The organism is Streptomyces sp. NPDC087859 (assembly GCF_044742595.1).
Lineage (GTDB): Bacteria > Actinomycetota > Actinomycetes > Streptomycetales > Streptomycetaceae > Streptomyces > Streptomyces canus_F.
This window is the reverse complement of the sequence record NZ_JBIUUU010000004.1, coordinates 85,295-104,701: the sequence shown is the minus strand read 5'-3', so window position 1 is coordinate 104,701 and position 19,407 is coordinate 85,295. Positions and strand designations below refer to the sequence as shown.

19 protein-coding genes are annotated in these 19,407 nt (G+C 70.5%); 9 read left to right on the top strand and 10 right to left on the bottom strand.

The features are described 5' to 3' along the window. Positions 1 to 185: 185 nt before the first annotated feature. Entirely contained in the window at positions 186 to 668 is a 483-nt protein-coding gene (locus tag ACIOHP_RS10605) for a CarD family transcriptional regulator (protein ID WP_003953493.1), read from the bottom strand. A gap of 613 nt (positions 669 to 1,281) precedes the next feature. On the opposite strand from ACIOHP_RS10605, the gene ACIOHP_RS10600 reads away from it, so the two are divergent. Beyond that, positions 1,282 to 1,944 (top strand): DUF461 domain-containing protein, encoded by a 663-nt coding sequence (locus ACIOHP_RS10600; RefSeq protein ID WP_361553392.1) that lies wholly within the window; start codon positions 1,282 to 1,284, stop codon positions 1,942 to 1,944. An 87-nt stretch (positions 1,945 to 2,031) separates the two neighbouring features. On the opposite strand, the gene ACIOHP_RS10595 is transcribed toward ACIOHP_RS10600, so the two are convergent. Further along, positions 2,032 to 2,712: a response regulator transcription factor gene (locus ACIOHP_RS10595; protein ID WP_266890667.1), complete on the bottom strand. Its 681-nt coding sequence runs from the start codon at positions 2,710 to 2,712 to the stop codon at positions 2,032 to 2,034. Further along, entirely contained in the window at positions 2,709 to 3,956 is a 1,248-nt protein-coding gene (locus ACIOHP_RS10590; protein ID WP_361553395.1) for an ATP-binding protein, read from the bottom strand. The genes ACIOHP_RS10595 and ACIOHP_RS10590 overlap by 4 nt, the downstream gene beginning before the upstream one ends. A 235-nt stretch (positions 3,957 to 4,191) precedes the next feature. Between ACIOHP_RS10590 and phoU the strand changes: the two genes are divergently transcribed. Then, positions 4,192 to 4,881 carry a phosphate signaling complex protein PhoU gene (gene phoU / locus ACIOHP_RS10585; protein WP_307029047.1) on the top strand — a complete coding sequence of 230 codons (690 nt, stop codon included), beginning with the start codon at positions 4,192 to 4,194 and terminating at the stop codon, positions 4,879 to 4,881. A gap of 369 nt (positions 4,882 to 5,250) precedes the next feature. On the opposite strand, the gene ACIOHP_RS10580 is transcribed toward phoU, so the two are convergent. From ACIOHP_RS10580 to ACIOHP_RS10570, 3 genes are all read right to left on the bottom strand, one after another. Further along, positions 5,251 to 5,802: a hypothetical protein gene (locus ACIOHP_RS10580; RefSeq protein ID WP_401885518.1), complete on the bottom strand. Its 552-nt coding sequence runs from the start codon at positions 5,800 to 5,802 to the stop codon at positions 5,251 to 5,253. Positions 5,803 to 5,874: 72 nt separating this feature from the next. Continuing rightward, positions 5,875 to 6,294: a hypothetical protein gene (locus ACIOHP_RS10575; RefSeq protein ID WP_401885514.1), complete on the bottom strand. Its 420-nt coding sequence runs from the start codon at positions 6,292 to 6,294 to the stop codon at positions 5,875 to 5,877. A 113-nt stretch (positions 6,295 to 6,407) separates the two neighbouring features. Continuing rightward, positions 6,408 to 7,169, bottom strand: a complete 762-nt coding sequence (locus ACIOHP_RS10570) for a phosphoglyceromutase (RefSeq protein ID WP_361553405.1) — start codon at positions 7,167 to 7,169, stop codon at positions 6,408 to 6,410. Between the two features lie 154 nt (positions 7,170 to 7,323). Between ACIOHP_RS10570 and ACIOHP_RS10565 the strand changes: the two genes are divergently transcribed. Both ACIOHP_RS10565 and fxsT read left to right on the top strand, forming a co-directional pair. Next, entirely contained in the window at positions 7,324 to 8,583 is a 1,260-nt protein-coding gene (locus ACIOHP_RS10565) for an MDR family MFS transporter (protein WP_401885508.1), read from the top strand. Between the two features lie 146 nt (positions 8,584 to 8,729). Continuing rightward, entirely contained in the window at positions 8,730 to 11,369 is a 2,640-nt protein-coding gene (gene fxsT / locus ACIOHP_RS10560) for an FxSxx-COOH system tetratricopeptide repeat protein (protein WP_401885504.1), read from the top strand. 9 nt (positions 11,370 to 11,378) lie between these two features. Here fxsT and ACIOHP_RS10555 read toward each other — a convergent pair whose 3' ends face one another. Then, on the bottom strand, positions 11,379 to 11,804 hold the full coding sequence (locus ACIOHP_RS10555; protein ID WP_401885501.1) for a DUF2000 family protein: 426 nt from the start codon (positions 11,802 to 11,804) through the stop codon (positions 11,379 to 11,381). Positions 11,805 to 11,853: 49 nt separating this feature from the next. Here ACIOHP_RS10555 and ACIOHP_RS10550 point away from each other — a divergent pair, with 49 nt between their 5' ends. Both ACIOHP_RS10550 and ACIOHP_RS10545 read left to right on the top strand, forming a co-directional pair. Beyond that, complete coding sequence (locus ACIOHP_RS10550) at positions 11,854 to 12,648, top strand: AraC family transcriptional regulator (protein WP_401885497.1); 795 nt, start codon at positions 11,854 to 11,856, stop codon at positions 12,646 to 12,648. A gap of 101 nt (positions 12,649 to 12,749) precedes the next feature. After that, the gene (locus ACIOHP_RS10545) at positions 12,750 to 13,262 is read left to right on the top strand and encodes a hypothetical protein (RefSeq protein ID WP_361553421.1); all 513 of its coding nucleotides are present in this window, start codon (positions 12,750 to 12,752) and stop codon (positions 13,260 to 13,262) included. Positions 13,263 to 13,277: 15 nt separating this feature from the next. Here the strand turns inward: ACIOHP_RS10545 and ACIOHP_RS10540 are convergent, their stop codons facing one another. Further along, positions 13,278 to 13,787: a YbjN domain-containing protein gene (locus ACIOHP_RS10540; protein ID WP_401885493.1), complete on the bottom strand. Its 510-nt coding sequence runs from the start codon at positions 13,785 to 13,787 to the stop codon at positions 13,278 to 13,280. Continuing rightward, positions 13,780 to 15,117 carry a D-inositol-3-phosphate glycosyltransferase gene (gene mshA, locus ACIOHP_RS10535; RefSeq protein WP_401885490.1) on the bottom strand — a complete coding sequence of 446 codons (1,338 nt, stop codon included), beginning with the start codon at positions 15,115 to 15,117 and terminating at the stop codon, positions 13,780 to 13,782. The genes ACIOHP_RS10540 and mshA overlap by 8 nt, the downstream gene beginning before the upstream one ends. A gap of 191 nt (positions 15,118 to 15,308) precedes the next feature. Here mshA and ACIOHP_RS10530 point away from each other — a divergent pair, with 191 nt between their 5' ends. The 3 genes from ACIOHP_RS10530 to ACIOHP_RS10520 all read left to right on the top strand — a co-directional run bounded on the left by ACIOHP_RS10530 (position 15,309) and on the right by ACIOHP_RS10520 (position 18,961). Beyond that, positions 15,309 to 16,103, top strand: a complete 795-nt coding sequence (locus ACIOHP_RS10530; RefSeq protein WP_401885487.1) for a class I SAM-dependent methyltransferase — start codon at positions 15,309 to 15,311, stop codon at positions 16,101 to 16,103. Positions 16,104 to 16,295: 192 nt separating this feature from the next. Continuing rightward, positions 16,296 to 17,375, top strand: coding sequence for an NlpC/P60 family protein (locus ACIOHP_RS10525; protein WP_401885483.1), 1,080 nt, complete (start codon positions 16,296 to 16,298; stop codon positions 17,373 to 17,375). Positions 17,376 to 17,656: 281 nt separating this feature from the next. After that, positions 17,657 to 18,961: a PP2C family protein-serine/threonine phosphatase gene (locus tag ACIOHP_RS10520; RefSeq protein ID WP_401885477.1), complete on the top strand. Its 1,305-nt coding sequence runs from the start codon at positions 17,657 to 17,659 to the stop codon at positions 18,959 to 18,961. Positions 18,962 to 19,074: 113 nt separating this feature from the next. Here ACIOHP_RS10520 and ACIOHP_RS10515 read toward each other — a convergent pair whose 3' ends face one another. Continuing rightward, entirely contained in the window at positions 19,075 to 19,407 is a 333-nt protein-coding gene (locus ACIOHP_RS10515) for a DUF2516 family protein (protein ID WP_373463970.1), read from the bottom strand.

The window sequence follows — 19,407 nt, the reverse complement described above, 5'->3', positions numbered from 1 at the left end:
CCGAAGATGTGAGCGCCGGGACCAGGATCGGCCCGTGCAGGACGGATCGGCGTCCGGGCGTGAACATGCCGCAGCGCCCGGCGACAATGGTTACGTCATCGGGCACCGCGGCATTTCTTTGCAGCGTTTCTCTTTTCAGAGGACGCGGCAATGTGCTGAGCCGGGTCTGGCGGCAGCGTGCGTCGTCAGGACGCGAGGACCTCGTCGAGCAGGGCCTCGGCCTTGTCTTCGTTCGTGTTCTCCGCGAGAGCGAGCTCGCTCACCAGGATCTGGCGGGCCTTGGCGAGCATGCGCTTCTCACCTGCGGAAAGTCCGCGCTCACGCTCACGACGCCACAGGTCACGCACGACTTCCGCGACCTTGATGACATCGCCGGAGGCGAGCTTCTCCAGATTTGCCTTGTAGCGACGCGACCAGTTCGTGGGCTCCTCGGCGTACGGCGCGCGCAGCACCTCGAAGACCCGGTCCAGTCCGTCCTGACCGACCACATCACGCACGCCGACGAACTCCGCATTGTCCGCTGGCACACGTACCGTCAGGTCACCCTGCGCGACCTTCAGCACCAAGTAGGTCTTGTCCACGCCTTTGATCTGGCGAGTTTCGATAGCCTCGATCAGCGCGGCCCCGTGATGGGGATAGACCACGGTGTCGCCAACCTTGAACGTCATGTGACAGGTACCCCTTCCGTGGCTATCCAGGGTAACACGGAAACTGCGGGTTCTGAATGGCGTTTTCGCAGGTCAGGGCATATCTCGGGGCTTGACAACAACAACAGGAACGTGCTGCGCGGGCCGAGCGGAAGAAGGTATTCGCAGGTCGGAGCGGCTCTCCGGGGGAGGTGAAACGCGTACGTTACACACATCCGGAGGCCCTTCAGCGTAGACGAACGTCCCCATATGTCTGGTTCCGTGTGTGCGACTTCCGCTACTCCGTTCGGTGCCCGGAGTCGCCTCCGCGCCGTTTCCTGAATTGATCACTCGCAATCGTGAGCACCCACCGGATCAGCCCGTGATCAATTTCGTGGGCGGTCGCGATTTCCTTCACGGAAGATTTGCGAGGGGCGCGGAGGCTTCTTATGTGAATGGCGGACGAGTGCGGCTCAAAGTGACCCGTGAGTCATGTGTGAGGGGTGGTGACTAGCCCCTGCGGTGCGGAAGACGGCCCGTTGGGGAGGGTCGGGTGCGGTGACGCGGGAACGGCTCGGTAACCTAAGGCCCGCTGACAGACACTTAGGGCGGCTTTATGCGCCCGCTCCGTTCGAGTCAAGGAGTTGCCGCCCCCGTGAGCAGCAGCCTTCGACGCGGTGCCCTCGCGGCCGCCGCCATCGCGTTCTCGATCGCCTCGCTCTCCGCGTGCGCGGCCGGCAACAACGCCCAGACCCTGGAGGTCAAGCCGGACAACGCGGCCACCTCCGTCGGTGACATCAAGATCCAGAACGCCGTCGTCATCACCCAGCCCGACCTGGAGTCGACGGGTCCGGCCGTGATCTCCGCGACCCTGTTCAACAGCGGCCCCACCGCCGAGACGCTGGACTCGGTCACCGTGGACGACGCCGGCAAGACCGCCGAGCTCGCCGCCGCCAAGGGGAAGGGCAAGCTGACCATCCCGGCCGGCGGCTCCCTCGTCATCGGCGGTGAGGGCAACGCCTCCGCGGTCCTGTCCAGCAGCCGTGAGGCGGTCCGGGACGGCGACGCGCAGAAGATCACCTTCACCTTCAGCAAGACCGGTGCGGTGAGCCTGCAGGCCTTCGTGGTGCCGGCCAAGAGCTTCTTCGAGAAGTGGGGCCCCACCGAGATGCCCGAGGCGCCGGGCACGGGCGAGAGCACCTCGCCCTCCCCGACCGGGTCGGCCACCGACACGGCCTCGCCTTCGGCGACGGAGACCGCGACCGACGCGGCATCGGCCTCCGCCACGGCGACCGAGAGCGCCGCCGCCGGGCACTGAGCGGTCGTACGACGACTGCCTCGTCGCGAACGAAAGGGCGGGACCTCTCCGGAGGTCCCGCCCTTTCGTCGTCGTACGGCTTACGGCTTACGGCTCGAACTTGTAGCCCAGGCCCCTGACCGTCACCAGATACCTGGGCGCGCCCGGGTCGGGTTCGATCTTGGCGCGCAGGCGCTTGACGTGGACGTCGAGGGTCTTGGTGTCGCCGACGTAGTCGGCGCCCCAGACGCGGTCGATGAGCTGCATGCGGGTCAGGACGCGGCCCGCGTTGCGCAGGAGCATCTCCAGCAGGTCGAACTCCTTGAGGGGCAGGTCGACCTTGGAGCCGGAGACAGTGACCACGTGACGGTCCACGTCCATACGGACCGGACCGGCCTCCAGCGCGGCGGGGCTGACCTCCTCGGGCTCGCCGCGGCGGCGCAGGACGGCCCGGATACGGGCGACGAGTTCGCGGGACGAGAAGGGCTTGGTGACGTAGTCATCGGCTCCTATTTCCAGGCCGACGACCTTGTCGATCTCACTGTCCTTGGCGGTGACCATGATGACGGGCACGTTGGAGCGGCCGCGCAGCTGGCGGCAGACCTCGGTGCCCGGCAGGCCGGGCAGCATGAGGTCGAGGAGGACGAGGTCGGCGCCGTTGCGCTCGAACTCGTCGAGGCCGTCGGGGCCCGTGGTCGCGACCGCGACCTCGAAGCCCTCCTTGCGGAGCATGTACGACAGGGCGTCGGAGAAGGACTCCTCGTCCTCGACGACAAGCACTCGGGTCACGGAAGGACCTCCGGGGCGGGAAGCGGTTCGTACGGGGATGGGTCGGGTCCGTCCTCGTCATCGAGGTCGGCCGGGTGTTGTGCGCGGTCGCGGGCAGCCCCCGCCTCCGGCAGCCGCAGGGTGAACGTGGAGCCTTGTCCCTCCGAGCTCCACACCGTGACCTCCCCGGCATGGGAGGCGGCCACGTGTTTGACGATCGCCAGGCCCAGGCCGGTGCCGCCGGTGGCACGGGAGCGGGCCGGGTCGACGCGGTAGAAGCGCTCGAAGATGCGCTCCTTGTCCTTGTCGGAGATGCCTATGCCCTGGTCGGTCACGGCGATCTCGATGAGGTCCCCGCCGGGCGCGGTCACCCGGCGGGCGGCTATGCCGACGCGGGTGCGGGCCGGGGAGTAGTTCACGGCGTTCTCGACGAGGTTGCCGAGGGCGGCGGCGAGCTGGCCGCGGTTGCCCCAGATCCTGAGGTCGGCGGTGCCGCCGGCGGCCATGGTGATCTGCTTGGCGCCCGCCTGGTGGCGGCAGCGGTCGATGGCCTCGGCGACGAGTTCGTCGATACGGACGGGTTCGGCGTCCTCCAGGGGGTCGTCGTTCTGGACCCGGGAGAGGTCGATGAGCTCCTGGACCAGGTTGGTCAGCCGGGTCGCCTCTATCTGCATACGGCCGGCGAAGCGTGTCACCGCCTCGGGGTCGTCGGAGGCGTCCATGACGGCCTCGGACAGCAGGGAGAGGGCGCCGACCGGGGTCTTGAGCTCGTGACTGACGTTCGCGACGAAGTCGCGGCGTACCGCCTCGATGCGGCGGGCCTCGGTGAGGTCCTCGACCAGGAGGAGAACCAGCCGCGAGCCGAGCGGGGCGACACGGGCGGAGACCGCGAGGGCCTCGCCGCGTCCGGTTCCCCTTCTCGGCAGATCCAGTTCGACCTGTCGTATCTCTCCGTCTCTCCTGGTGTCGCGGGCCATCAGCAGCATGGGCTCGACGGCGAGTTTGCCGCCGCGGACCAGGCCGAGGGCGTAGGCGGCCGAGCTGGCCTTGACGACACCGTCGGCCTCGTCGAGGACGACGGCGGAGGAGCGCAGGACGGACAGGACGGTGTCCACGCCCGGCGGGAGCACCGGGTCGGTGTGCAGCGAGGTACGGGTGGGTCGCTTCTGTTCCCGCTCGCTGAAGCGGAACGCCAGCATGGCGATCACGCCGGTAACCACTCCGGCGATCGCTGCCACTGCGGCGACCGCCGCGTTCACGTCCATGCGTCCAGGTTAGGCATGGGATCGCTCCTGGCCACAGCCTTCGAGGTGCGAGCTCGAACACTCGTCGCCCAGAGTTCACCTAGGAGCCAGTGATGGTTCATTTGGGGTGACGGAAATCGACGCGTACAGGGCCGAACGTGGGAGCGTGGGGTTCACAGCGCCGGTCGTCGGATGTCTCCGGTGGCTGGTTCTGGCCCCCGGAACCCCCGAGGCAGACGTAAGAGAGGGACCCCTGATGCGGGACGCGTACCACGAGGAACTTGACTCCATCGGCGACGGTCTGGTGGAGATGGCCCGGCTGGTGGGGTCGGCGATCGGGCGCGCCACGACGTCCATCCTCGACTCCGACCTGAAGCTGGCCGAAAGCGTCATCGAGGCCGACCAGCGGGTGGACGACCTCCAGCACGAGCTGGAGGCGCGGGCCATAGCCCTGCTGGCCAGGCAGCAGCCGGTGGCCACGGATCTCCGTATCGTCGTCACCTCGCTGCGGATGTCGGCGGACCTGGAGCGTTCGGGCGACCTCGCCCAGCACGTGGCGAAGCTCGCCCGGCTGCGCTTCCCGGAGCGTGCCATCCCGCACGACCTGCACGCCACGATCCTGGAGATGGGCCAGCTCGCCCAGCGCCTGATGGCGAAGGCGGCGGAGGTCATCATCACCAAGGACGTCGACCTCGCGCTCCAGCTGGAGCAGGACGACGACGAGATGGACCTGCTGCACCGCACCCTCTTCCAGCACCTGCTCGACGACCGCTGGAAGCACGGCATCGAGACGGCGGTGGACGTCACCCTGCTGGGCCGCTACTACGAGCGGTTCGCCGACCACGCGGTGTCGGTGGCCAAGCGGGTGGTGTTCCTGGTGACGGGTGAGCACGCGGACGATCTGCAGGCGGACATCCAGCCCGCGACGGGGGTGGAGGGGGCCTGAGCCCCCGGTCTCCCGGGGGTGTGCGGGGCCTGTCGGGGCGCGTGCAAGCCTCAGTGCGCCGTTGATGCGACCTCGTGGGCGGGCATGCAATGGGGACAGGGTCTGTGCCGAGAGTCAGACCCTTGCCTCGAGGAGGGACCCATGGCCGAATCCCCCAGCACCCCCACGCCCGATCCCACGCAGGAACGCCCGACCGAGCAGCCCGCCGAGATCAGGAATCTGATGCTGATAGGCGCGTGCGGCTGTGGCTCGGGCTGCGGGTGCGGGTGCCAGTCGGGCAATCCGTGCCAGTGCGGCTGACGCCGCGATTTTTGTCGTACGACGGTGAGGGCCCCGGTGATCGCGCCGGGGCCCTTCGCGTGCCCGGGGTCAGGCGCCCCGGGTCCGGTTGACCGTGAGCAGGACGTCCGTGGTGGGCCGGAGGGTGCCGATGCGGCCGGGGTCCGTCTGGAGGGCGATGTCGACGGTCTCGGGCTCCCCGCCGAAGTCGGTGCGCTGCTGTTCGACGAGGACGGCGGGCGCGTAGATCTGGGGGACGCCGCCGCACAGGCCGAGGGAGGCGGGTGGTGTGCCGACGTCGCCGGTGAGGAAACGGCCGTCGGCGAGGTGGGTGAACCCGCTCGTCACGATCCTGTGCTGTTCGAGGTAGGCGCGCATCACCTTGGCGGTGCTGCGGAAGGCGACGGCCAGCTCGACGTCTCCGTCCTTGGCGGCGGGGTGGGTGACGTAGTGGACGTCCCGGGCACCGGCCGGCATCGGCAGGCCCACGACGTCGAGCTCCTGCTCCAACGGCACGTCGCTGCCCTCGCAGGCCCGCGCGTCCGCGAACGGATACCCCTTGTCCGCGGCCACGAGCCACCCGCCCACCGCCAGTACCGCCGCGGCGAACCCGCCGCCGACCGCCCACCACACGCGTCGCATGGGGCGCACAGTAGAGGCGGGTCAGGTGTGCGGTCGGGGAATTGTCCGGAGGTTGACGGACTCCTTGCCCGCTCAGAACCACCCCCGCCACCACGGGACGTCGGGCGAGGCGCAGGGCAGGACGCGGGCCCGGCGCAGGATGACGGCGTCGAGGTCGTGGAGCAGGGCGCGGAGTTCGCGGGCGGACCTGGCGGGGAGGGCGTGGAGCACCTGTTCGAGGTGGTCGCGGTAGTACCCCGGGTCGCACCCGCACCCAGGAATGCCGCAGGCGTCGACGTCGCGGGTCAGATGGGCGAGGGGGCCGTGCGCGAGGGCGGCCCAGTACCGGAACGCGCTGTCCGTGTCCCCCGGTGAGAAGCGCCGGTGTTCGAGCCTGCGGATGTCGGCGGCACAGCCCGCGGAGATCCGGCCGATACGGGGACGGGGGTGCCGGGAACGTCGTACCCGCACCGGTGTCGCTGCCCGTACCGCGGAGGGGCGCCTACGCGGCATCGCCCTTTCGGTGGTGAGTCATCCGCGCAGGTTACCGGGGCGGGCGGGCCGGCCGCACAGACAAACCCCCTGCCGGCGGGAAGGCCGCGGGCAGGGGGCTTGATCAGTACGGCTTACTTCTTCTTGCCCTGGTTCTTGACCGCCTCGATGGCCGCCGCGGCCGCGGCGGGGTCGAGGTAGGTGCCGCCCGGGTTGAGGGGCTTGAAGGCGGCGTCGAGTTCGTAGGACAGCGGGATGCCGGTGGGGATGTTCAGGCCCGCGATGTCGGCGTCGGAGATGCCGTCGAGGTGCTTGACGAGGGCGCGCAGCGAGTTGCCGTGGGCCGCGACCAGGACCGTGCGGCCCGCGAGGAGGTCGGGGACGATGCCGTCGTACCAGTACGGGAGCATGCGCGTCACGACGTCCTTGAGGCACTCCGTCCGCGGGCGGAGCTCCGGCGGGATCGTCGCGTAGCGCGGGTCGTCCGACTGGGAGTACTCCGTGCCGTCCTCGAGCGCGGGCGGCGGAGTGTCGTAGGAGCGGCGCCAGAGCATGAACTGCTCCTCGCCGAACTCCGCGAGGGTCTGCGCCTTGTCCTTGCCCTGGAGGGCGCCGTAGTGACGCTCGTTCAGGCGCCACGAACGGTGGACCGGGATCCAGTGGCGGTCCGCGGACTCCAGCGCGAGCTGGGCGGTGCGGATGGCGCGCTTCTGGAGGGACGTGTGGACCACGTCGGGGAGGAGATCGGCGTCCTTCAGGAGCTCGCCACCGCGGACCGCCTCCTTCTCGCCCTTCTCGTTCAGGTTCACGTCCACCCAGCCGGTGAACAGGTTCTTCGCGTTCCACTCGCTCTCGCCGTGGCGGAGGAGGATCAGCTTGTACGGTGCGTCGGCCATGCGTATGAGCGTAATCCACCGACTCGATCGCCTGTGCCTCCGCTCGGCAGGCGGACGGTTGACGAGATCTGTTAATTGAGTGGCCTCCCCGAGCACCCCGATTGTAAGTTGCCGTTGCCGTCAGAGACACTTACATCATCCCGGGGGATCCGCCATGTCACCAGCCGCCTTGAGACGTGCCCTCAGAGAATCCGTCTCCGGTCTCCCCCGCGCGTTCTGGTGGCTGTGGCTCAGCACCCTCGTCAACCGGCTCGGTGCCTTCGTCGCCACCTTCATGGCGCTCTACCTCACGCTCGACCGCGGGTACTCCGCCGCCTACGCCGGTCTCGTCGCCTCCCTGCACGGCCTGGGCGGTGTCGTCTCGTCCCTCGGGGCCGGTGTCATGACCGACCGGCTGGGACGGCGGCCCACGCTGCTCATCGCCCAGGCGTCCACCGCCGCCTCCGTCGCCCTGCTCGGCTTCATGCACCACCCCGTCGCCATCGCCGCCGTCGCCTTCCTCGTCGGTATGACGAGCAACGCCTCGCGGCCCGCGGTGCAGGCGATGATGGCCGACATCGTGCGGCCCGAGGACCGGGTGCGCGCCTTCTCGCTCAACTACTGGGCGATCAACCTGGGGTTCGCCATCTCCTCCATGGCCGCCGGGTTCATCGCCGAGTTCAGCTACCTCGCCGGCTTCCTCCTCGAGGCCGGCATGACGGCCGCCTGCGCGATCGTGATCTTCCTGAAGCTGCCCGAGTCGCGGCCCGAACGCACCCCCACCGAGAAGGCGGCCGACAACGAGGCCGGGCTCGGCACCGTGCTCCGCGACGGGCGCTACATGGGTGTCGTCGGGCTGTCCTTCCTCATCGCCCTCGTCTTCCAGCAGGGCGCCGTCGGACTGCCGGTGGCGATGGGCGAGGCCGGGTTCACACCCGCCGACTACGGCATGGCGATCGCCGTCAACGGCATCCTCATCGTCGCGTTGCAGATCCCGGTCACCCGGTTCATCCAGCACCGCGATCCGCGCCGGCTGCTCGTCATCTCGTCCCTGCTCGCCGGATACGGCTTCGGGCTCACCGCCTTCGCCGGCTCCATCGGCGTGTTCGCCCTCACGGTCTGCGTCTGGACCCTCGCCGAGATCGTCAACGCCCCCACCCAGACCAGCCTGGTCGTCCGCCTCTCCCCCGTCCACGGCCGCGGCCGCTACCAGGGCATGTACACCCTGTCCTGGGCGGTCGCCTCCCTCGTCGCCCCGCTGATGTCCGGCCTGATCATCGACCACTACGGCGCCGAGTGGCTGTGGGGGCTGTGCGCGGTCGTCGGCACCCTGGCCGGGGTGGGCTACGGCGTGCTGATGCGACGGCTGCCCGCCGAGGACCCGCTGCCGGCCGAGCCGCCGGTCGCCGCCAGGCCCGAAGTCAGCGCGGCCTGATCCCGGCCAACGCCCGGCCCCGCCACCGTTCCTGACCTGGCATCCCCTGTCCGTCGACTTTTCCCTACGCCGGGCGCGGACGCGTTTCCCGGCGGTATACAGGAAGGCGCGGGGGGCCGCCGGGGCCGCTGGGGTGGGAGACGGGCATGTCCGACAGTTCCGAGCCGATCTTCATCAGCTACGCCGGTCCGGACAACGAGTGGGCGGAATGGGTGGCCTGGCACCTCCAGGAGAACGGTTACCGGGTGGAGCTCGACCGCTGGAACTGGCGCACCGGCGACGACTTCGTGACGAAGATGAACAACGCACTCGACCAGGCGTCCGCCGTCGTCGCCGTCTTCTCCCCGCGCTACTTCGAGGCGGGGCGGTACACCGAGGAGGAGTGGACGTCTGTCATCGCCCGGCGCGGCCGTTTCATCCCGCTCGTGGTCGAGCCCTTGGAGTCCGGCCAGGTCCCGGCGATCCTCGCGCCCCGGCTCCGCAAGGACCTGCACGGACTGAGCGAGCCGGATGCCCTCAAGGCCCTCCTCGACGCCGTACGGGGACCGGCGCGGCCCACCCGCCCGCCGACCTTCCCCGGCGCCGCGGCCACACCGCCCGCGCCGCCCGCCCCGCACGGCCCGCAGCCGCCGTTCCCACCCCGCACCGGCGGCGGCCCCGCCGTGTGGGACGTACGCGACCGGCGGCGCAACCCGCACTTCACCGGCCGTGAAGCCGTCATCGACGAGGTCCGCGGCAAACTGCTGGCCGAACGCCACGCCGCCGTCCAGGCACTGCGCGGCACGGGCGGCATCGGCAAGACCCTGGTGGCTCTGGAGTACGCCTTCCGGCATGCCGCCGACTACGACCTCGTCTGGTGGGTCGACGCCGAACAGAGCGAGCAGGTCGTGGCCCGCTACGCCGAACTGGCGGCCCGCGTGGACGTGGCCAAGCCGGAGGCGGGCGTCGAGTTCAACGCCCGGTACGCGATGGAGTATCTGCGCACCCGGGACCGCTGGCTGATCATCCTGGACAACGCGGAGGACCCGGACCAGCTGCGGAGCTGGCTGCCGGAGGGCGGCGGGCACGTACTGATCACGGCCCGTAATCCGGCGTGGAGCGGGATCGTGCCGGGGCTGTCGCTGGGGGTGTTCAGCCGGGAGGAGTCGGTGGCTTACCTGAGGCGTCAGTTGCCGGCCCTGACCGACGATCAGGCGGACGCGCTGGCCGAGGCCCTCGGCGACCTGCCGCTCGCGCTGGCGCAGGCGGCGGGCGTGATGCGGGGCGGGATTCCGGCGGACCGGTATCTGGAGCTGCTCAGGACGAACACGGCCCAGCTGCTCGGGCGCAGCAACCTGCCGGACTATCCCGCGTCCCTGGCCGCCACGGTCACGATCGCCGCGGAACGTCTGGAGGCCGACCATCCGGGAGCCGTCGCCGTACTGCGCCTCGCCGCGTTTCTGGGGCCCGAGCCGATTCCCACGTCGTGGCTGGTCACGGCGCGGGACTCGTTGGCGAGCGTGCCGGGTGACGCCGACGACATCTTCTGGCCGGAGAGCGCCCTGACGCCGCTCGGGCGGTACGGGCTGGCGGTGGTGGGGTCGGATGTGTTTCAGGTGCATCGGCTGACGCAGGCGGTGGTACGACAGTCCGTCGACGAGGCGGATGCCCCGCGGGACGACGTGGCGGCGTTGCTGACCGCGGTCGATCCCGGCGATCCGGAGCTGCCCGCGACCTGGCCACGCTGGGCGTCCCTCACCTCCCACCTGACGGCGACACTGCCCGCCCTGAGCACCCGCCCCCGGCTGCGCCCCACCCTGCTGCGCGCCGCCCGCTACCTGGTGCGCAGCGCCCAGTACCACACCGGCCGCAGCCTCGCCGAGAAGCTGCACGAGACATGGTCCGAGTCCCTCGGAAAGAACGACCCCGACACTCTGCGCGCCGCCCATATGGTGACCTGGGCCCTGGACGGCCTGGGGGCACACGCGGAGGCCCTGCCTCTGGTCGAGGACGTCCTGAGGCGGCGTCGGCGGGTGCTGGGCGAGAATGACGACGACACGCTGAGTTCAGCCCATGACCTCGCCGTCACCCTGAACAAACTGGGCCGGCGCAAGGAGTCGTACGTCCTGCACCAGGACGCCCTCGAACGGCGTCGAGCAGTTCTGGGCCGCGATCACCCCGAGACACTCCGCACCGCCTACTCCATGGCCGTCGTCCTGGGTGCCACCGGCGAGTTGGAGAAGGCGCACGCAGACCTGACCGAGGTTCTGGAACAACAGCGACGCTCGCTGGGCAACGACCATCCCCACACTCTGGACACCGCTCACAACCTCGGCCAGGCGGCGGACCACACCGGCCAGCCGGACGCGGCCCACCGCGTCCTCACGGACGTCTTGAGGCGACGGCGTGACGTACTGGGCGAAGACCATCCCGACACTCTCCGCACCGCCCATAACCTGGGCATCGTGCTGGGACGTCTGGGCCGGTACGACGAGGCCCTTGCTCTGCTGTCCGGGTCATTCGAACGCCAGCGACGCGCCTTGGGCGACGACCATCCGGACTCTCTCGACATGGCCGACAGCCTTGGCCTCGCGCTCACGCATCTGGGTCGGTACAACAAGGCCGAGCAACTCCTGAGGAGCACAAGGGCACGTGTGCAAGAGGTCCTCGGGAAGGACCACCGCCTCCACAGACTCGTCAGCCGCAACCTGGCCAACGCCCTCGAAGGCCAGGGCCGCCACTTCGAGGCACAGAAGCTGAGGGCGTCCCTCCGCCGCAAACCCGCCCCCACCAAGCGCACCCCCTGACCCGCCCCCTCACGGATGCATCCGCGCCCCCTTCACCACCTTGTCCACCCCGTTCCGCGCCCCATAGACCGCAATCCCCACCACATCCAACTCCCCCGTCCCCACGGCCCGTACCGCCGCCCGGTTGTCCCGGTCGTTCCCCGTGGAGAACAGATCACCGGTGAACACCGAGCACGGCAACCCCCGGGACACCGCCCGCGCATGCGCCGCCGTCACCGTCTCCTTCGTCCCCTCGAAAACCATCACCGGCTGCCGGAACATCGGCAGATAGACCACCCCGTCGGCGTCCTCGTACGGCTCCCCGACCACCTCGGGAACCACCGTGCCGAGGCCGCTGACCAGGAACGCGGTGACGTTCAGCCGCTGCCACGGCTCCAGGTCCTCCCGCAGCAGGACGGCGATCTTCGTATCGAATCGGATGGGTGCTTCGCTCATGCCATGAGACTGCCGGGCGGCTCATGGCACCGTCTTGTACGTTCTTTGCATGGCCACCCGGCAGACCGTCTCCGCCTGGCGCCCCGCCGTCCCGGGCGTCGTGGAGGTCTTCCACGCTCACTACACCGGGTACGCCTACCCGATGCACGTCCATGACGCGTGGACGCTGCTGATCGTGGACGACGGGGCCGTACGGTACGACCTCGACCGGCATGAGCACGGCACCCCGCACGACACGGTGTCCCTGCTGCCGCCGCACGTCCCGCACAACGGCTCACCTGTCACGCCGGACGGTTTCCGCAAGCGGGTCGTCTATCTCGACACCTCCCTGCTGGGCGAGGATCTGGTCGGGTCCGCCGTCGACACCCCCGATCTGCGGGACCCCCTGCTGCGGCAGCGCGTCGGGCAGTTGCACCACGCCCTCGACCATCCCGGTGACGAGCTGGAGGCCGCGAGCAGGCTGATGTTCATCGGGGAACGGCTCACCGCTCAGCTGCGGCCGCGCCTGGTCGCCGACCTCCCGCGCGCCGACCCCGCCCTCGCCCGCCGGCTGCGCGAACTGCTCGACGAGCGGGTGGTCGAGGGGATCACCCTCGACGAGGCCGCCGCGCTGGTGCACGCGCATCCCGCCCATCTGGTACGGGCGTTCAGCAGCGCCTACGGCATCGCGCCGCACCAGTACCTCAACTCCCGCCGCGTCGACCGCGCCCGGCGGCTCCTCCTGGACGGGGTGCGGCCGAGTGAGGTGGCCGCCGCCACCGGCTTCTTCGACCAGTCCCATCTGACCCGGCACTTCAGGAAGTTGGTGGGGGTCACGCCCGGGCGGTACACAAAGGGAGGGTGAGACTTCGGATCGCGGCAGGTCGGCGGCCGAAAGCGGACGCCCGTTCGAGAGGTTCGGCGGAAGACGCCCGTCCGGCGATCAATGCCGCTTAGCGTCGGCACATGGACAACTCAGAGGACACCCAAGGCACTTCAGAGACCGACCGCACCGTGAGAGTCAGACGTTTCTCGACCGCCGTCGTCGGCGCGGCCGCCCTGGTCGCCCTCAGTGTCGGGGCCGCCCTCGCGGCGACCTCGGACGAGGAGCCCACCGCCGAACCCTCCGTGGAGATCAGCGTCCCGGCGGACGGGGGCACGGGCGGCTCCGGATCCGGCGGTGGCGACACCACCGGCGGCAGCGACCCGAGCCCGACGTTCACGGAACCGGACGACCCCACCGAGGAACCGACCGAGGGCCCCACCGACGGGCCGTCCGCGCCCAGTGAGCTGGACGAGCTCAACCGGCGTATCTCGGAGCTCGACAGGAAGGTCGACGAGCTGCCCACCAAGAAGGAACTCGCGGACGCCTTGCGCGCGTTCGCCGACGAGCTCGACAAGAGCGACCCTTCCGGCGAGCACCCCGACCCCACCAGCGAGCCCCAGCCGGGCTCGTCCCTGCCGCCCGGCGAGTCCTGACGCGCCGGACCGGGGTCAGTCGGACCGGTCGGCCGGGCGCTGGGTCAGGTGTGCGAACGCGTCCAGGTTGCGCGTCGGCTCACCCCGGGCCACCCGCCACTCGTACTCCTTGCGGATCGCGGACGCGAAACCGAGCTCCAGCAGGGTGTTGAAGCTGCCGTCCGCCGCCTCCAGGGTCTGTCCCAGGAGGCGGTCGATCTCGTCGGCGGTGACGGCGGCGAGGGGCAGCTTGGCGGTGACGTAGACGTCGCCGAGCCGGTCCACCGCGTAACTCACGCCGTACAGCTTGAGGTTGCGCTCCAGGAGCCAGCGGTGGACTCCCGACTCGTTCTCGTCGGGGTGGCGGACGACGAAGGCGTTCAGGGAGAGGGAGTGGCGGCCGACCAGGAGCGAGACCGTCGTCTTCAGCTTGCGGGTGCCGGGGAGCTGGACGACGTAATTGCCGGGGGCCGGGCTCTCCCACTCCAGGTCGTTGTCCTGGAGGACAGCCTCGATGACCTGTGCCGCCTTCTGCTCCTCAGCCATGGTGGGAGCGTACGCGACGCCGGTGGGCCTGCATCGCGGCCGTGTAGACGTCCGCCGTCGCGGCGGCCGCGGTGTCCCAGCCGAAGGACTGCGCGTGCCGGGCGGCGGCCTCGCCCATGCGGGGCGCGAGGTGGGGGTCGTCGGCGAGCTCGCCGAGCACGCGCGCGTAGTCGGCGGGATTGTGGCCCCGTACGAGGAAGCCCGTCTGCCGGTCGCGCACGGCCACCGGCAGGCCGCCGACCGCCGCCGCGAGGACGGGCGTGCCGGCTGCCTGGGCCTCTATGGCGACCAGACCGAAGGACTCGCTGTAGGACGGCATGACCAGCACGGACGCGGCCCGGAACCAGTCCGCGAGCTGTTCCTGGCCGACGGGCGGACGGAACCGTACGACGTCCGCGACACCGAGCCGGGCGGCCAGCTTCTGCAGGCCCTCGGGCTTGGCGAGGCCGCTGCCGCTGGGGCCGCCGACGATGGGCACGACCAGACGGGAGCGCAGCTCGGGGCGCTCGTCGAGGAGGACGGCGACGGCGCGCAGGAGGACGTCGGGGGCCTTCAGGGGCTGGATGCGGCCCGCGAAGAGCGGGATGAGGGCGTCCTGGGGGAGGTCCAGGCGGGCGCGGGCGGCGGCGCGGCCGTCGGCGGGGCTGAAGCGGTCCAGGTTGACGCCGGGGTGGACCACGGCGACCTTGCCGGGGTCCGCGCTGTAGTGGCGTACGAGCTCGTCGGCCTCCTCCGCCGTGTTGGCGATGAGGCGGTCCGCGGCGTCGACGATCTGGGTCTCGCCGATGACCCGGGCGGCGGGTTCGGGGGTGTCGCCGTCGGCGAGGTTGGCGTTCTTGACCTTGGCCATGGTGTGCATGGCGTGGACCAGCGGGACGCCCCAGCGCTGGGCGGCGAGCCAGCCGACGTGGCCGGAGAGCCAGTAGTGCGAGTGGACGAGGTCGTAGTAGCCGGGGCGGTGGCCGGCCCAGGCCTGCATCACGCCGTGCGTGAAGGCGCACAGCTGGGCGGGGAGCTCTTCCTTGGCGAGGCCCTCGTAGGGGCCGGCGTCGACGTGGCGGACGAGTACGCCGGGGGCGAGCTGGACCGTCGGCTCCAGTGCGGCGGTGGTCGCGCGCGTGAAGATCTCGACCTCGATGTTGATCGCTGCGAGGCGCTGCGCCAGCTCGACGATGTAGACGTTCATGCCGCCGGCGTCGCCGGTGCCGGGCTGGTGGAGCGGGGAGGTGTGCACGGAGAGCATCGCGATACGGCGGGGGCGGCGGTGCAGCCTCAGCCGCGGGGGCGCGGCCGGGGAGCGCCGCCCGAGCCTGCTGACGTACTGGCTCACGTGGCGGTCCTCCTCGCAGCGGGCATGCCTGACGGAGGGTGTGGGGAGCCCTCCACGGGGGTGCAACATCGGAGGAACGGGTTCCCATTCCGGGCGCGGTGAATTTTGCTGAGGCATTACCGGGGGTCGCTCAACTGTTCGGGGCGTGGGTGCGTCAGGAGGGTCTTTTCGGCGCGCATACCCTCGTAGGCATGACATCCCGCTCCACCACCCGCCCCGTGGGCACAGTGACGCGCGGGACCACCAACCCCAACCGGCTGCGCCGCATGGACCGCTGGATCACCGCGGCCCACGGGCCGGAACTGCGGCGGGCCGACGACCCCCTCGCCATCGATCTCGGGTACGGGGCAGCCCCCTGGACCGCCGTCGAGCTGTTGCGGCGGCTCCGAACCGTCGCGCCACGCGCGCGTGTCGTAGGGGTGGAGATCGAGCCCGCCCGGGTCGCGGCCGCGAAGCCGTACGAGCGGGAGGGGCTCGAGTTCCGGCACGGCGGGTTCGAGGTTCCGGTCCGGTCGCGGCCGACGCTCATCCGGGCCGCCAATGTGCTGCGGCAGTACGAGGAGGGCGAGGTCGCCGAGGTGTGGGCGCGGCTGTGTGCGCGGCTCGCGCCGGGCGGGCTGCTCATCGAGGGGACGTGTGACGAGATCGGGCGGCGGCATGTGTGGGTCGCGCTCGGACCGGAGGGGCCGCGGACGGTCACCTTCGCGACCCGGCTGGGCTCCCTGGAGCGGCCGTCCGACCTCGCCGAGCGGCTGCCGAAAGCCCTCATCCACCGCAACGTCCCGGGTGAGCCCGTGCACGCCTTCCTCCGCGACTTCGACCGCGCCTGGGCCGCCGCCGCGCCCTACGCCTCGTACGGCGCCCGGCAGCGCTGGATCCGGGCGGTGCGGGATCTGACCGCCGACTGGCCCGTGACCGATGGGCCGGTGCGGTGGCGCCAGGGGGAAGTCACCGTGTCGTGGGGGGCGTTGGCCCCGCGCGGGTGAACCTCACTCGCCCGCCTGACCTGCGGGGAACGATCTCCGTGAGTCGTTCGTCACAAAGGCGGGGAGATCGTCATGGGGCGGGTGGATCAGGGGGATGGACGTCGTACTGCCTCTGTCGTTTTCTGTCACGACATGGCACGATCCCCGGGCGTCCGTAAGTTACTGACGGTAAATCAGGTGGGGGGCTGGGGTATGGGTGCGGGCAAGCGCGGGCTGGTGACGGCTGCTGTGACCGTGGTCTGTGCGGTCACGGTGCTCGCGGCACCGGGCACGGCGTTCGCCAGCCCGAGCCCCAGTCCCAGCCCCACGCCTTCGGCATCCGCCACCGCCGGGACCAACAAGGACCTCGAGGCCGTACGCCAGCAGCTGGACGACCTCTATCACGACGCCGCCGTCGCCACGGACGAGTACAACGCCGCCGAGGAAGCCGCCGACCAGCAGTCGGCCGCGATCGTGGCGCTGGCGAAGAAGATCGTCAAGGGCAAGGAGAAGCTGGCGGAGTTGGAGAAGCGCGCGGGCGATGCGGCCGCCGCCCAGTACCGCACCGGCGGACTGCCCGACGAGGCACAGCTGATGCTCAGCGACGATCCGCAGCAGTTCCTCAACGGAGCGGGCCGGATTCTGCAGGGCCAGCGCGCCACCAAGGGTCTCATCGCGGAAATGACCCGCACCCAGGAGGACTTGGAGCAGTACGCCAGGGACGCCTCCGCCCAGTGGAACAAGCTCGAGGCCAACCGGAAGACGAAGGCCGCCGCCAAGAAGAAGGTCAAGAAGCAGATCGCGGCGGCCGAGGAGCTCGAGTCCCAGCTGGAGAAAGAGGAGAAGGAGCGCCTCGCCCGGCTGGAGCAGCAGGCCGCCTACCAGGCGCAGACCGCCTGGCTGGACTCCGGGATCCTCGACGAGATCAACGGCAAGGCGTCCACCCAGGGCAAGAAGGCCGTGGAGTACGCGAGCGCCCAGATAGGCAAGCCCTACGAATGGGGTGCCGAGGGTCCGGGGTCGTACGACTGCTCGGGCCTGACCTCGCAGGCCTGGGCCAGTGCCGGGCAGGCCATTCCGCGGACCTCGCAGCAGCAGTGGAAGCAGCTGAAGCACGTGGACGTCGCGGACATGCGGCCCGGCGACCTCATCATCTACAACGCCGATGCCAGCCATGTCGCGATGTACATAGGCGACGGCGCCATCATCCACGCCCCGCGGCCCGGGCGGACGGTGACCGTCGCCGGGGCGGGATCCATGCCGATCCTGGCGGTCGTGCGGCCGGACGCCTGACATATAGGCATTTGAGGTCGCGGGCACCTGAGATCGGGGTCACGTGACGCACCGCACGCCGACTGGCTCCCAAACCCGGCGCGGACGTGACGTTCGTCATTCCCGCACCTCGGGCGGGGTGTCCAACTGCGGTACGGAACGCGGCATATGACAGCGGCCGCCTGCCGAGCCGGGTGCCGTACACCATTCCGTTGCGGCGCCGAGTACCGCTATGGTCCCCGTCGGTGGGTCGAGGTCCCTCGCCCCGCCATGCCCTCGGGGGGAGGGAAGGACCCAAGACGATGCCCGTACCCGTACCGCGGCAGAGAGCGATCCCGGCCGTGGAAAGTGGTCAGGCGCCGGCCGCAACCGCACGTGGCGGCCCTTCAAGGGAAGAGGCCCCGCGCACGGACGGCACGATCGAGAAGCACAACGGCACGACTCATCTGACGCTGCTGGTGATCGAGGACGATCCCGGTGGCTCGACGCTCGTGCCGGAGCTCCTCGACGCCGCCGGCAACCCCATCCGCGTCCGCACCGCCCGCAACCTCACCGAGGCCGAGCGGCTGCTCACCGACGACGTCCACTGCATCCTGCTGGACCTCGCGCTGCGCGCCCCCGTGCGCGGCGGTGACGACGAGCTCGCCGTGCTCAAGCACGTACTGGAGCTCGCACCCCGGCACGCCGTGCTCGCCCTCACCACCTCCGGCGACGCCGAGCGCGGCACGGAGGCCGTCCGCGTGGGCGCCCAGGACTACCTCTTCCGGGATGAACTGGACAGCCGGCTGCTGAGCCGGGCGATCCGCTACGCCGTCGAGAGGAAACGTTCCGACACGGCCGAGCGGAGGCTCGCCGAGGGCCGGCTGCGGGCGCAGGAGAACCGCCGCCTGGAGCGGGGGCTGCTGCCCACACCGCTGCTGGAGGGCTCCTCGCTGCGGTTCGCCGCGCGCTACCGGCCGGGGCGTTCACGTGCGCTCCTCGGCGGTGACTTCTACGACGTCGTCCGCACTCCCGACGGCACGGTGCACGCCATGATCGGCGACGTCTGCGGGCACGGGCCCGACGAGGCGGCGCTCGGCGTGGAGCTGCGGATCGCGTGGCGAGCGCTGACCCTGGCGGGGCTGTGCGGGGACGAACTGCTCGGCACGTTGCAGCAGGTCCTCGAGCACGAGCGGTCCGACGACGAGATCTTCGCGACGCTGTGCACGGTGGACATCGCACCGGACGGGCGTCGGGCGGGGCTGTGCCTCGCGGGGCATCCGGCACCGCTGGTCGCACGGCCGGGGCGGCCGGCACGGCTGCTGCCGTACGACAACAACGGGCCGGCGCTCGGGCTGCTGCCCGGTGCCCGGTGGCCGCGGATGCAGGTGGAGCTGGGGCGGGAGTGGAGTCTGATGCTCTACACCGACGGGCTGATCGAGGGGCGGATCGGGGTCGGCAAGGAGCGGCTCGGCCAGGACGGCATGGTGGAGATGGTCCGCCGGCAGCTGTCCGAAGGGCTGCAGGGGGAAGCGTTGCTGCGGGCGGCCGTCAGCGAGGTGCGGGAGTTGAACGGTGGCGAGCTGACGGATGACGTCGCTGTGCTGCTGCTGGATCGGACCGGGTGATTTCGGGCGGGGGCCCGCCGTTGCGGGTGCCTGTCATTTGCCGGGTGCGCGTCCGTTGTGGCTGGTCGCGCAGTTCCCCGCGCCCCTGGGTCAGTCGCCGCTGACGGCGCGTTCTACCTGCCGCCGTTCCAGGGGCCGTACGGGCCGTCGCTGCTGCTGCCTCCGCGGCCCCTGCCTCCGCCGCCCGACACCTGGCGGAGCGCCGGGCGTACGTCGACGAAGAAGACGATCGAGGCGACCAGGCCCGCGAGTTGCAGGAAGAGCATCGGCACCAGGAGGTTCACCGCGACCGCGACGCCGAGGATGATCAGCCAGAAACCCTTGTTGTTCTTGCTGGCCGCGCGGTACGCGTCCTCACGGAACAGGGCGGCCATCACGAAGGCCACCACCGCGAATCCCAACATCGCGAGATAGAGAATCCACATCAACCCCGCGAATCCCTGCAT

Bases quoted from the DNA above. Each gene is read 5' to 3' on its own strand.
- ACIOHP_RS10605 (WP_003953493.1), bottom strand. From the start codon at position 668: ATGACGTTCAAGGTTGGCGACACCGTGGTCTATCCCCATCACGGGGCC.
- ACIOHP_RS10590 (WP_361553395.1), bottom strand. From the start codon at position 3,956: ATGGACGTGAACGCGGCGGTCGCCGCAGTGGCAGCGATCGCCGGAGTG.
- phoU (WP_307029047.1), top strand. From the start codon at position 4,192: ATGCGGGACGCGTACCACGAGGAACTTGACTCCATCGGCGACGGTCTG.
- ACIOHP_RS10580 (WP_401885518.1), bottom strand. From the start codon at position 5,802: ATGCGACGCGTGTGGTGGGCGGTCGGCGGCGGGTTCGCCGCGGCGGTA.
- ACIOHP_RS10575 (WP_401885514.1), bottom strand. From the start codon at position 6,294: ATGCCGCGTAGGCGCCCCTCCGCGGTACGGGCAGCGACACCGGTGCGG.
- ACIOHP_RS10570 (WP_361553405.1), bottom strand. From the start codon at position 7,169: ATGGCCGACGCACCGTACAAGCTGATCCTCCTCCGCCACGGCGAGAGC.
- ACIOHP_RS10565 (WP_401885508.1), top strand. From the start codon at position 7,324: ATGTCACCAGCCGCCTTGAGACGTGCCCTCAGAGAATCCGTCTCCGGT.
- fxsT (WP_401885504.1), top strand. From the start codon at position 8,730: ATGTCCGACAGTTCCGAGCCGATCTTCATCAGCTACGCCGGTCCGGAC.
- ACIOHP_RS10555 (WP_401885501.1), bottom strand. From the start codon at position 11,804: ATGAGCGAAGCACCCATCCGATTCGATACGAAGATCGCCGTCCTGCTG.
- ACIOHP_RS10550 (WP_401885497.1), top strand. From the start codon at position 11,854: ATGGCCACCCGGCAGACCGTCTCCGCCTGGCGCCCCGCCGTCCCGGGC.
- ACIOHP_RS10545 (WP_361553421.1), top strand. From the start codon at position 12,750: ATGGACAACTCAGAGGACACCCAAGGCACTTCAGAGACCGACCGCACC.
- ACIOHP_RS10540 (WP_401885493.1), bottom strand. From the start codon at position 13,787: ATGGCTGAGGAGCAGAAGGCGGCACAGGTCATCGAGGCTGTCCTCCAG.
- ACIOHP_RS10530 (WP_401885487.1), top strand. From the start codon at position 15,309: ATGACATCCCGCTCCACCACCCGCCCCGTGGGCACAGTGACGCGCGGG.
- ACIOHP_RS10525 (WP_401885483.1), top strand. From the start codon at position 16,296: ATGGGTGCGGGCAAGCGCGGGCTGGTGACGGCTGCTGTGACCGTGGTC.
- ACIOHP_RS10520 (WP_401885477.1), top strand. From the start codon at position 17,657: ATGCCCGTACCCGTACCGCGGCAGAGAGCGATCCCGGCCGTGGAAAGT.
- ACIOHP_RS10515 (WP_373463970.1), bottom strand. From the start codon at position 19,407: ATGCAGGGATTCGCGGGGTTGATGTGGATTCTCTATCTCGCGATGTTG.